The following is a 12691-nucleotide window of genomic DNA, read 5'->3' as shown; positions in this document are numbered from 1 at the left end:
GCTAGACTGTTCATCTAATCAGGAGTACGAAAAGGACTTTCGCCCCATGCCGTCAGAACTCTCTGGCTTTAAGCCCTCAGTTTGGATTTATCTTACCTTTTTCCTGTTACTGTTTCTGCCTGAGTGGCTTGAATTCTTTGAGTTATGGTACTCCGGCACCATCTATACCCATGGTTTCCTCGTCCTCGCAGCGAGTGGGTATCTGCTGTTTCAGGTACGAGACAGCCTCGCGTCGCTGGAAAGGCGCCCGTCGAAACTCGGCTTTGCTGTCCTTTTATTTTTCTGCGCGGTAATGCTTGTTGCCAAAGCCGCTGACATAAAAACTATCCGGCTTCTTTGTCTTCCATTTCTAATCGTCAGCTGGGGTTGGGCGATATGGGGTCCACGGTTTCTCAAGCTTGCAGCAATTCCGGTTGGGCTTCTGATTTTTGCCTCTCCGATCTGGGACGATATGTCGCCTATTTTCCAGGCCATCACGGTATTCGTGAACGGTCTTCTCCTTGATGCTGTAGGTATCCCTGCCGACATTCACGAACTGTACATCACCATTCCGGCGGGAACTTTTTTTGTTGCCGGCGGATGCTCCGGGGTTCGCTACCTGATGGTTGGTCTGTTCCTAGCACCATTCTATGGATTCCTGTACTTTCCCGGCTACCGGCGCACAGTTGCACTCATCGCTATTGCAGCACTGCTTTCGATGCTTGCTAACTGGATCCGGGTATTCGGTATCATCGTCATCGGGCACGTTACCGATATGCAGAGTTCCATTATCGAGGATCATGAGGCATTCGGCTGGCTGACATTCCTTGTGTTCTGTCTGATTCCGCTGTTCTTCATTGCACGCTGGCTCGAGCCCCGGAACAATAGTCCTACTCCGCTTGAGCGAATGGAAGCCAAACTGCGCGAACATCAGCAGCCAGCGGAGGGAGCGGCGACGCGGCGGGGTACGGTTACCTTCGCTTCCATCACTGTTCTGCTTGTGCCCGTGATTTTCTATTCACAGACTGTTCTGTTCGAGGAACGGAATGAGGGCTGGTCGCCCAGTCTTCCGGCGGCGGCCGATGACTGGCGCGGGCCCTTGAGATTCGCCACTATCTGGTCGCCGTCCTTCGTTAATGCCGATTTTTCACTGTCTGGCACCTACGTTTCCGATCAACTTGAACGTGTTCAGTTGCAGGTTGAAGCCTATCGGCGGCAAGCTCAAGGTAAGGAACTGGTCTACTACCGAAACAGTCTGTTCGATGATTCTGAATGGAATCTCACCACGCAGCGCTCTGTTTCTGTGCCTCAATCAAACGGCTTTGGCGTAGACCAAGTCACCGAGAGCGAACTGCTCAACCTGGAAACGGGCCGGAGAATTCTTGTGTGGTCTTGGTATCGTATTGGTGAGTTTAGCTCGCCATCCCGGGTGAAGATCAAGATATTCGGCGGTCTGCGTAGCTTGTCGGGCAAATCAGACGGCAGTTTTGTTGCCCTGGCCGCTGAATGCGATCATGTAGATGCTGGCTGTGTAACGGCCAGAGCCGCGTTCGAAAAATTTTTGAGGGATATGGAGTTATCGCTTTAGTACCCGAGCCATTGCTCGGATGTCAGCATCGGTGACATCTTCATGGCTAGGCAATGTAATCAGCCGCTGAGCAAAGTTCTGAGCGTTAGGAAACTCGCCTCGCTGTTGCCCCAGGTGGTTCTCGATGCCCTCAACCATAGGCAGTGCGACGCCATAAAGTTCATTCGCGCCAATGCCGGCATTTTGTAGGGCCTTCAGGGCTCGGTGACGTTCCTCACGGTCAGGCGCGAGCATCGAAAAGCGCAGCACCTTGTTTAATCTCGGGCCCAATGCCCCGGGGACTTTCCATTCCTCGTTGGACAACAGAACCCACCCCCGTTCCTGCAGGAAGCCGAGGTTCTCTTGCAGCTTCTGCGATTTGGGTGCTGAGCGTTCAAAACCCGATATCCCCCTCAAAACAAGGCTTACAGGTATTGCAAGGCGCGTAACCTCACCGAGAGCCAGAAAACGGGTCTCTGCAAGATGGAGCATGGGGATACGCAACATAATGCCGTAAAGAACCCTCCCCATAAGGGTATGATAAATCGCCCTTTTCAGGCGCCAGGCTGGATTGCAAACAACCGTGCGCAGGGGGCACTTTGCAAGTAAGTCTTCGACCAGCCCGGCATCTTTGGCTTTGAAAAGCAACGCTCCACCGCCCATCAGGTTCACGGGCTTGCCCCTGCCAAAACTCAATACCACATAATCCGCCAGCGGGTTCTCCGAAGATGAGGGAGGAATGGCCTGAGCTGAGTCTTCGATAAGCACCAACCCGTGTTCGTCGGCTATGTGCCTCAAAGGGCTCAGGGGCGCCAGGCGCCCCAGAAAATTCACAGCAACGAGCGCAATGGTGTTCTCACTGATACTAGCCCGGATGTTCTGAGTGTCCATCCATGGAGAATGACTGGCCAAATCAGCAAGAATAGGCTTCACCCCTGCAGCCACTGCGGCGGCCACCAGGTCTGGGCAGGCATAGGCCGGGAGGATAACCTCTGGTGCTGCAATTGTGGGCTTTTGACGGCGTGCTGCACGGAGGGCCACAGATAATGCCGCAGTTCCAGAGTTTAAACATTCAGTCTGGTAATGCGGCCAGGGATAGTCTCCATTTTCCCACCCCGTCGGAGCCGGGATTCGGTTTCCGACCGGCCGCAATACTCCAAAGCTCATACAATTCTCCCTTGCTGATCCGGTGTTTGCTTCAACGTTTTGATGGCGTCCAAACGGTCATTCGTGTCCCGGTCAGGAATCGTATGGTCGCATGAGCGATTGCGAGATTGACTTGTATGAAGAAAAACGGAATTTTCAGGTACTTGTTATTTCGTAATGCCGGCCTGAGATAGGCCAAAAGGACCGCACTGTAAAACACCAGTTGAGCCAGCAGAATGATACTGTAGAGACCTCCTCTGCCGGCCATAGGCACTGACAAAACAAACAACAAAAGAAGGAACCAGGGAACCGCCCAGCGCATCAATTTATGACTGATCACCTGGAACGAAAACCAACCGTAACGTAACGGATTCACGACTTCGGGGTGCCGCTCAAGAGCCGTTAGTCCCCGAATTATGGTTCGAAGCTTGCGTTCATATTCTTTTTTGCTGTCTGCGACATCCTGATAGTAACCAAGGACATCTGGTGCGGAAACGGCAACCAGCTCCTGGCCTGCGCAGTTGAGCGCTGTATTGAAGTCACTCGGGGCGGCAATATCCCATTCCCGGCACACCTCTTTCCTGGCGGCAAAGAAAGAACCGCTCAATCCAACCAGGCCGGCCCGTTCCGATTCAAGACGCCGTAACCACATTTCATATTTAACGTAGGCGCCCTCTCCTGCCACGTTACCATCCCGGGTGATGAAACGGTCTTCACTTGAAACCGCACCGATCATCGAGTCCCTGAAATAGGCCACCATTTTCTGTAACGCCTCGGGAGGGATGTCGGTCGCGACATCAGAAAACACCAGGATCTCGCCCTTTGCGGCCTTGATGGCCTGAAGCTGGGCGTACTCTTTCCCTTTCCGTTCTTCAGCACGCGCAAGGATCACGCCCTGTTCAGCGTAACTCTGAACGATCCGGTCGGTACCATCACTTGAGGCATCGGACGCTACGATGATTTCAAGATCTGGGTAATCAATGGCAAGGCAGTTTTCCAGCTTTTTGACAATTCGGTTCTCCTCATTATGTGCGGTGACAATGAGGGATACGTTTGGATGGAATTCGGGAGCCGTATCTTGATTGACCAACCTCTTGGGGGAAAGCCGAAGTAAAAAGGGATAAACAAAATAGCTGTAGATCGAGCCTGTAAGCGCTATCCAAAAAAGTAACTCAATCACGTCAGTGGGTCCTTGCAAAATTATGGGCGAGCATGCCCATCTCCTTCGATGATCCGAATGCTATCAGATGGCGAAATCTTGATGAATGGCAAAGTATCGATATCTCGGTCGACTAGATAAGACAGCACGTAGTGCTCACTCGTATGAACGCGAAAGGTCACATTTGGCCAATGGCTTAAAGCTCTAGCCTGGCCATCAAGCGAGTGAAAATCCAGATACTCAAAAAGATCAAGCTTTTCGAGCCCGGATAATCCCTCTCCATTGGCTTTGAGAAATGCCTCTTTAAGGGTCCAGACTTGATAAAAGCGTACTAATGATTCCCGGCGATTCGAAGCACTTACGATAAAATCGTTTTCTCTCGCAGACAATAATGTACCCGCGAGGATGTTCGTTGTATCCAAACTGTTATCCGGAGTTTCAATGTCAACTCCGCATAATCCATGCGGAGTCATAAGAATAGCCAGGTAATGTCCGGAATGAGAGACGCTGAATTCAACCCGATTGGTAGTCATTGACTGAGCGGGCAAAACCGACGGCTTTCCGAACGAACCAACGGTGAAAGACAAAGCAGCAGCGGGTACCCCCAAAGCGTTAGAAACGAGCCTGCGCCTCAAAACCCGTGAGCAGAGATGGACAACCTGATCCTGTTCAGAGTCAAAGCACAGACACTGCTCCAGTTCAGATTTTGAAAGCAAGTTGAACGCACAGGATGGCAAATCCGCCAGCGTCAGACCTTCCAGGTTGAAGAGATAGCATTTCGTTTGCTCCCAATCCATCAGTCCCATCCCCCGAGTTTTCGCTGGTTATGTTAACATGCAGGCTTATAAGTGCGATTGCATCAAACCAATTGGTGTTATTTCAGGGACGGTTCGGACAATCATGCTAAAAAAGCCGTTGAAAGGGGTTTTACACTCTCTGCTTTCAGTTGCAGGCTGGCTAAAGCTCAAGACTCTTCAGCAACCCACGCTTGTCATCCTGACTTACCATCGAATCCTTCCAATGGATTCGAAATTCCGCGATCAAGAACAACCGGGCATGATCGCCTCTCCGGAAACGTTGCAGTGCCACCTAGATCTGTTCCGGTCTCTGGGAGCGAGTTTTGTTGATCTCCAAGATTGGCTTGACCGCAAATTGGCCGGTTCTCAACTTCCAAAATTGGCCGTCGCCATCACCTTTGATGATGGGTGGCAAGACAACTATACCTACGCCTTTCCGATTCTTAAGGCATTCGAGGCACCCGCTACAGTCTTTCTGGTAAGTAAGTATCTCGATACTAATCGCGTGTTCTGGCCCGAACAGGTGATCAGGTATGTAACCATCGCACCTCAGCAACGCCCTCAAGCCGTCCATGAATGGCTCCGGAACTATGCTGGGAGCTTGCCTTTTGACGACCGGCCTCTGACCATCGAAGAGGCCGACGTGTTGATTGCCAACCTCAAGACCCTTGACGACCAGACCATCCTTGAACAACTTGACCGGTCCAAGGTCTCCGGGGAGGAGTCTGTTCGGCAGATTCTGAACAGTGAGGAGCTGATCGAGATGTACAGCTCAGGGCTGATCCGCTTTGGCGCCCATACGAGACAGCACTTCCGACTGAATCGTCTTGCTGACCCTTCAACACTCAGGAATGAAATCGTCCTATGCAAAGATGACCTTGAGGCGCTTGGCGTTGGCAAGATATCCCTGTTTTGTTATCCAAACGGAGATATCACGGATCAGGGCGAACGCTTTGTGGCGGAAACCTATCTTGGCGCGTGTACCACAACAAACGGTATCAATGTAGCTGACACCTCTCCGTACAACCTGAAACGATTCAACTTCCATGACGGTAACGGAAAATCGCGACGGCTTTGTTTTTCAACCATAGGCCGGAGCCTGATCCTCGCATGACTCTGACCGTTACACATATTGCATCCGGTGATCTTTGGGCCGGCGCGGAAGTCCAGGTATTCCAACTGATCAATGCGCTGCACGAAAGCGAAAATATCAGGGCCACCGCCATCCTTTTCAATCCCGGGATATTGGCCGACAAGCTTGAAAATGTATGCGTGCCAGTCACTGTTGCTAACGAGTCTGAACGTTCTGCTTTGCAGATTATCCGTTCCATTCGCGATCACATCAGGACAAATGAATCAGATATCATTCACACCCATGGGTTCAAGGAAAATATTCTCGGCGTTGCCGGACAACGCCTTGCCGGCGTCGCCCCATCCGTACGCACTGCTCATGGCAACCCTGAGCACACCCGAAGCTGGCGGAATCCTGTGAAAAAGCTGCTGGACCTGTCCGATACATTGACAGGCCAATGGCTCCAGCAAGGTGTAGTTGCAGTTTCCGGCCAGCTGAAAGACGTTCTCGAACCGTGCTTTCCGGGCAAAACTCACCTTATCCATAATTTCGTCGACATTCAGGCGCTACATAGAGAAGTACAAGCTGGCGTTCTAAAAAAAGAGAGCAACTCATTTACCATAGGCTTGGTCGGCCGCATGGTGCCGGTCAAACGCGTTGACCTCTTCTTAGAGGCAATTGGCATCCTGAGCTCGGACTACGGGCACCCTGTTCGCGGCGTGGTGATTGGCGATGGCCCGCTAAGATCTCAGATGGAAGAGAAAACTAGAGACCTGGGCCTACGCAACAAGATCTCGTTTGCAGGTTTTTTGAATCCGGCTTTGCCCGCAATCTCCGGCCTGGATGCGCTACTGATGCCGTCCGATCACGAAGGGCTCCCCATGACACTGATCGAAGCGCTCGGTCTCGAAGTCCCGGTGGTTGCTCACGCGATTGGCGGCATTCCAGAAGTTCTGGGCGATAGCGAGTATGGAACCCTGGTATACGACCATTCATCCAGAGGTTACGCTGAAGCTCTGCATCATCTGATCACCCATCCAGAGAAAGCCCGGGCCAAAGCCGTCGCCGGCGTCCGTCATATTCAGGCAGAGTTCGACAAAGTGAAAAACGTAGAGGCCTATATCTCCCTCTATCAGTCACTGGTTCGGCCGGACTGATCCGAGAAGAACGATTTCAGCAGATCAATCACCACGGGTGATTCCATAAACGAGTCATGGGCAACCTCTGCCAACCTGATCTCTAACCGCCCAGTCAGGAATCCCCCCCATCCGAGTTTGGGATCGGTGTAAATGCCGCCGAAGGTATCTGTTCCGCGAATCAAAAGCACATCTCCGGAATAGGGCTGCTCCCGATGTCGCGCCAGCGCTTTTTTGTTTCTGTCCTCAATAAAAAACGGACGTAACGCATAGGGTACAGGCTTGCCTAGCATTCGGTGGAACGCAACCGCCAATGTTTTGACGTAGAACGAGGCCCGAGACCTGCCCCCCTCCCACAGCCCTGAAAGTAGTCCTGGCGCTGAAATTCGACCCAGCATGCTCCCTTCCGATGCTTGATTCGCTTCTGGAGAGCGACCGGCGGGGCCAATTGTATCCAGCAGAACCACCCAGTCCACTTCGTGCCCTTTCTTTCTCAGAATGGTGGCCATTTCAAGCGCGATGGTCCCGCCCATAGAGCCACCCATCAACGTAAATGGCCCGGTATATCCAGCCTCTAGTAACTCGTCTACGTAATCGGATGCCTGTTCATGCAGCGTCGGCCGGGGCTCACCTACACCGTCAAGCCCCCGTGACTGGAAACCCACTCGGGGCCGTTCCTTGCCGATGGTTTCCAGGGTACTCCGATAGCTGAGCACGTTGCCGCCAACGGCATGAACGCAGACCAGCGGATTTCGCAGCCCCTCGCCACCCATTGGTACAAGACTTTTCCAATTTCCTTCCTCAATATGCGTCTTGCGATCGGTCATCTCGCCAGACTCCGGCATCTGGCGATCCAGTGCGGCGGCCAGCCCAGCGAGCGTAGGATGCTCCAGCAGAGTTGAGAGGGGAATATCCCGGTTCATTTCCCGAACGATGGATGAAAATACCTGGAGAGCGTTGATGGATGTGCCTCCAAGATGGAAAAAATTATCTTCCCGAGCGATCTCGTTCTGTTTCAGAACTCTGCACCAGATGTCCGCAAGCCGACGTTCCGTGCTGGTTGCAGGCGATGTCTTCTTTCCAGATTCAGCCGCCATTTTCTGAATATCGGGCTCAGGCAGTCTTTTCCGATCCACCTTGCCGGTATTCCCGACCGGGAAGCCTTCAAGTTCGACCAGATGATCAGGCACCATGTATCGTGGCAGTTTTTCTCTCAACCAGGCATTAATGCTGTCTCTTTCGGAATCAGTCTTTAGTCTTGGGCTCACATAACTGACCAGCTGCTTCTCACCGGAGGGCGCCAACCAAGGGATCGTTATCGCCTGTTCAATTCCCGGATACTGCTCCAGTAAAGTAGACACTTCGTCCGGCTCTATCCTGAAGCCCCGGATTTTCACCTGATTGTCTGAACGCCCCAGAAACTCGACAGAACCATCTTCACGCCAGCAGGCTTTATCACCGGTATCGTAGACCCTCCCGATGGACCTTCCGTACGGATCTGTGACGAAGACTTTGGCTGTTCTCTCGGCATCGTTGACGTAGCCTAGGGCCACACCGTCGCCGCCAGTATAAAGGTTACCCGGAACACCTACCGGGCAATCGTTGCCATAGGCATCCAGAATATGGACGCTGCTATTTGCTACCGGGTATCCAACAGGTATTGGGGACGGCACCTCGTCAGGAGAAGTCATCGGAAAACAGCAGGTGAACGTCGTGTTTTCGGTCGGGCCGTAGCCATTGATCAGAATCAGCCCCGGGTTGGCTTCCAGGACGGTTTTGACCCACTTTGGCGAGAGCACATCACCACCGGCCAACAGGTTGCGCACAGAGCTGAATATGTCTGGAGAGTGCTCGGCTACGTGATGGAACAGCGCTGCTGTGAGCCAGAGCGCCGTTACCTTCTCACGGTGCAGGACATCGCCCAGTTCCTCAACCGAAAGCTGTTCCTTCTCCGGCACGATCAGGGTTCCGCCATTCAGAAGTGGCCCCCAGATTTCCAGGGTGGATGCGTCAAACGCTACCGGGGCATACATAAGGAACCGGGTGTTGTCGTCCAGATGCATGAAGTTGTTATTGAGCACCAGGCGGAGGATATTCCGATTGGAGACTTCTATCCCTTTGGGCAGGCCGGTCGAGCCTGAGGTGAACATGACATAGGCTGGCGCATCTGGCCCCTGGGCTCTCTCACCGATGTCGGATTGGGTGCTGCTGCCCTCTTCCGCAGCATTATGTAATGGCACGATATCCAGAGCGAGCTCCCTTTCCTGCAACATGGCAGCATCATTCTCGTTGGCAAGAACGGTGCCCACCTCCGTCAAGGCTGTGATGGCATGAAGGCGTTCATCCGGATAACTAAGGTCGAGCGGAACATAAGAAGCTCCAGCGCGCAATATGCCCAGAATCCCCGTGACGGTCTCAACTGTCCGCCGAGACGAAATGGCAACTCGGTCACCCGCCTTGATGCCTCTGTTCAGGAGCCTGTCGGCAATTCCCAGAGCCAGAGCATCCAGTTGCCGGTAAGTGAGCGTTTTATCTCCTGATTTGATAGCAAGGTGATCCGGAGTTTCTTTAACCTGCCGCCGGAAGCGTTCATCCACGGTGGTATCACGAGGGTAGTCTCTTTTCTCTTCCCGCCAGTTCGCCAGTTGGGCCCGCTCATTTTCGGTCGCACAATCAACGTTTTCACAGAGAATGTCCGGAGAATCCAGAACCTGCTCGAACATTACGACGAACCGACTGAGAAAACGTTGTAAAGTCGCTCTGGTGTATAGGGACAGATTCCCCTGCAACAGCAACCTCACCCGATCGGGATAAAGCTCAACAAACAGGAGGACATCGAACTGCGAAAAACCGGTATCGACCACCTCCGGTGTCCAGGCCAAGTCCGGTGAAAGCCCCGGCGGTCGTTCTTCATAGTCATTCAGCCCCAGCATGGTCTGGTAAACTGGCATTCGGGATGCATCTCTATCCACGCACACCCTTTTGACAACCTCATCAAAAGGAACCATGTCATGCTTCATGGCGTCCAGCGATGACCTGCTTAAGGTCCTAACCAACTGGTCAAAGCTCTGGGTCTGATCAATATCGACTCTGAGAGGGATCGTATTGATAAATAAGCCTACAGTTTCTTGGGAGACCGGTGGCTGACGTCCGCTAACCGGGACCCCAATCACATACCCCCTTTGCTGGGCGTGCTTATCGAGAAAAAGGCCATACAGAGCCAAGGCAACGGCGAACGGAGTTGCCTGCAAATCACGTGCGATACGCCGAAGCGAATCGCCGAATTCTTTGGGCAGATCCTGAAAAACGCTGGCACCTTTAAAGCTCTGCACCGGCGGTCTTGTAAAATCTGTTCTCAGGTCCAGCGGGCCGGGTGCGTCGGCAAGATAGCCCTCCCAGTAATTCAGGTCAGAGGCGTCATATCGGGGTGGGTCAATCAGGTAGGCTGCGAACGTCGGATCTGGTGAGATGGCCCCGGTAAGCGGAGCATCGCCCCCGAAACCAGCCTTTTCGTAATTAATCGCGATATCTTTCCACACAGCTGTCTGAGATAAACCGTCGATTACCATGTGATGAGCTACAAACTGAATCACATGCCGGCCCGCATTATCGGTGTAAAGCGTGAACCTGGCCAATGGCTTCGAGTAAAAGTCGAAAGGCCGGGTGCCTTCTTCCCGCAATCGTTGCGAAAGAGATTCCCAATCCTTGTCACTGCCATTGAGCGTGACGACGTTCAAAGATTCTAATGGTTCAACAAGCCTCCACTGTAGATCATCCCCTTCTGCGATCACCATTCTGAATGCGATATGCCTGGCAAGTACCTGATGTACCGCTGCCTGGAGTCGTTCCAGATCCACGTTCCCATCAAAGCTGTAAGCTTCCGACTCGTAGAAGGTGCCAGGACTATTGGACGCCAGGACTGCATACCACATCCGTTTCTGGGCACTGGAAAACGGAATTCTTTCCGGCAAACGGGACACATCCAGCTGATGCAACTCCTCAGCGGGAGTGACAATTGAATGTTCAAGTAGTTCGGCGTGCTGCCGCAGTGTGCTGTTGGTAAGCAAATCAATCGGCCGTACCCGTTTTCCAGTTTCTTTCCCGATCAATACCGACAACCGAGCGGCAAGCAGTGAATGCCCACCCAAAAGAAAGAAGTCCGACTCTTCGCTGTCAGGCTTTGTGCCCAACAGGGTCTGCCACCGGTTTGCCATCGCTTCGATATGAGGATTATCGAAGCACACCTTTCGCTGGCTCTGATGTTCCGGAGCCTCTGATTCGATTCTGGCTTTGAGGGCCTTACGGTCTATCTTCCTGCTTGGGGTCACCGGCAATTCCGGATACCAACGCCATAGCTTTGGAACCATGTAAGCGGGCAATTTTTCTGCGAGAGCGGCCTCAATCGCAATACGATCGCCGGGTTCCTCGGATCGAATGCAACCCACCAGTGCCGCCTCGCTGCCAGCCGGGCTGGCGAGGACGACCGCACTCTCGCCAATTGACGGAATACTGGAAAGAACGGTCTCTATTTCACCGAGCTCAACCCTGAAGCCACGAATCTTAACCTGGTTGTCCAGACGATCTATGTAAAGCAGATTTCCGCTCTCAGTGAGACAAACCAGATCACCAGTGCGATAAAATCGAAGCGTCTGGCCATCATGCACAGCTTCTGCGAATCTCTCCCGGTTTAGCTCTGGCCTCAAGTAGTAACCGGGTGTTACCTGTGCACCAGCAACCCATAACTCTCCAGGCTGCCCTCGACGACATTGCCGGCCTTTGTCGTCGGTAATTCGATAGATCAGATTAGGGAGCGCATCACCCAGAGGAATTTGCGCATTATCGGTGTCAACTTCGCTTAACTTGTGAACACTGGTATATACCGTCGCTTCTGTTGGTCCATAACCGTTCCACACCTCTCCGGCGGTCGCACACAGCGTTCGGGCCAAGCCCACAGGAAATGCCTCTCCTCCACTTATTAGCCTATGGGTACTTTCGGGTCGCCACCCGTAATCAATAAGCATTCGCCATGTCGCAGGCGTCGCCTGCATCAACGTTAAGCCGTTCTCATCAATGATGGATGACAATGTCGCTGGGTCTAAGCCTTCGTTTCGGGATACCAGAAAAACAGAGGCTCCGGCGATCAAGGGCAAGAAAATTTCCAGTACTGAGATATCGAAAGATATGGTCGTCAGGGCAAGTACCCGATCATTCGGCGCAATTCCTGGCGCTTTAGACATAGCCAGAAGAAAATTGGCCATTGCCCCCCTGGGGATGGGAACACCTTTAGGCCGCCCGGTTGAACCGGAGGTAAACAAGATATAAGCCAAATCCTCTGGCTCCCACGACGGCAGATCCTGGTTCTCCAAGCTCTCCGGTTCTGCCCCCACAACAAACGTTTGGTCGGAAAACGCCTCGGGAATCAGATGGATGTTTGGCCGATCTGTAACCGCAGCTTTAGCACCCGAATCCTCGACAATTATCGCAACCCTGTCCGCCGGCAAGGATGGGTCTACAGGAACATAGCACGCACCTGAGCGAAGAATGCCCAACAGGATGGCTGGTAATTCAATGGTACGATCAACACATACCAGAATGTTGTCACCGCTGCCCAACCCATTAGAGACCAACCAGTCGGCCCATTTCCTGCTCTTCGACTCCAGTTCTGAATAAGTCAGCGCCCCATCTTTGCTCAGCACGGCCAGCTTATTGGGATCTTGCTCAGATTGCCTATGAAAAAGCACGTCGAGGGCCGTCTTTGGCCATCCCGTAATATCTGAAGAATCAACATATTTGCCAGCAGACGCTTCCAACATCTTGAAGTCCATGTCCTTACGT

General features: G+C 52.8%; 7 protein-coding genes. 3 read left to right on the top strand and 4 right to left on the bottom strand.

Annotated features, from left to right (window positions below; translation table 11 throughout):
* Positions 1 to 46 precede the first annotated feature (46 nt).
* Positions 47 to 1567, top strand: coding sequence for an EpsI domain-containing exosortase (locus A8B84_RS03050; protein ID WP_064228358.1), 1521 nt, complete (start codon positions 47 to 49; stop codon positions 1565 to 1567).
* Here the strand turns inward: A8B84_RS03050 and A8B84_RS03045 are convergent.
* The 3 genes from A8B84_RS03045 to A8B84_RS03035 are packed head-to-tail and all read right to left on the bottom strand — an operon-like array spanning position 1556 to position 4648.
* Positions 1556 to 2713 carry a DegT/DnrJ/EryC1/StrS family aminotransferase gene (locus A8B84_RS03045; protein ID WP_082905051.1) on the bottom strand — a complete coding sequence of 386 codons (1158 nt, stop codon included), beginning with the start codon at positions 2711 to 2713 and terminating at the stop codon, positions 1556 to 1558. The two genes, A8B84_RS03050 and A8B84_RS03045, sit on opposite strands and share 12 nt — an antisense overlap.
* 31 nt (positions 2714 to 2744) lie before the next feature.
* Complete coding sequence (locus A8B84_RS03040) at positions 2745 to 3872, bottom strand: glycosyltransferase (RefSeq protein WP_064228356.1); 1128 nt, start codon at positions 3870 to 3872, stop codon at positions 2745 to 2747.
* A 20-nt stretch (positions 3873 to 3892) separates the two neighbouring features.
* Positions 3893 to 4648, bottom strand: a complete 756-nt coding sequence (locus A8B84_RS03035) for a 4'-phosphopantetheinyl transferase family protein (protein WP_064228355.1) — start codon at positions 4646 to 4648, stop codon at positions 3893 to 3895.
* A gap of 37 nt (positions 4649 to 4685) precedes the next feature.
* On the opposite strand from A8B84_RS03035, the gene A8B84_RS03030 reads away from it, so the two are divergent.
* Positions 4686 to 5762, top strand: a complete 1077-nt coding sequence (locus A8B84_RS03030; protein ID WP_227512731.1) for a polysaccharide deacetylase family protein — start codon at positions 4686 to 4688, stop codon at positions 5760 to 5762.
* Positions 5759 to 6877, top strand: a complete 1119-nt coding sequence (locus A8B84_RS03025) for a glycosyltransferase family 4 protein (RefSeq protein WP_064228354.1) — start codon at positions 5759 to 5761, stop codon at positions 6875 to 6877. Before A8B84_RS03030 ends, A8B84_RS03025 begins: the two co-directional genes overlap by 4 nt.
* Here A8B84_RS03025 and A8B84_RS03020 read toward each other — a convergent pair.
* A complete protein-coding gene (locus A8B84_RS03020; RefSeq protein ID WP_064228353.1) occupies positions 6853 to 12681 on the bottom strand; it encodes a non-ribosomal peptide synthetase in 5829 nt (1942 codons plus the stop codon). The two genes, A8B84_RS03025 and A8B84_RS03020, sit on opposite strands and share 25 nt — an antisense overlap.
* Positions 12682 to 12691: the final 10 nt, after the last annotated feature.

The sequence above is a fragment of the Marinobacter sp. EhC06 genome, from assembly GCF_001650915.1.
Classification (GTDB): Bacteria; Pseudomonadota; Gammaproteobacteria; order Pseudomonadales; family Oleiphilaceae; genus Marinobacter.
This window is presented reverse-complemented; position numbering and strand designations above follow the sequence as displayed.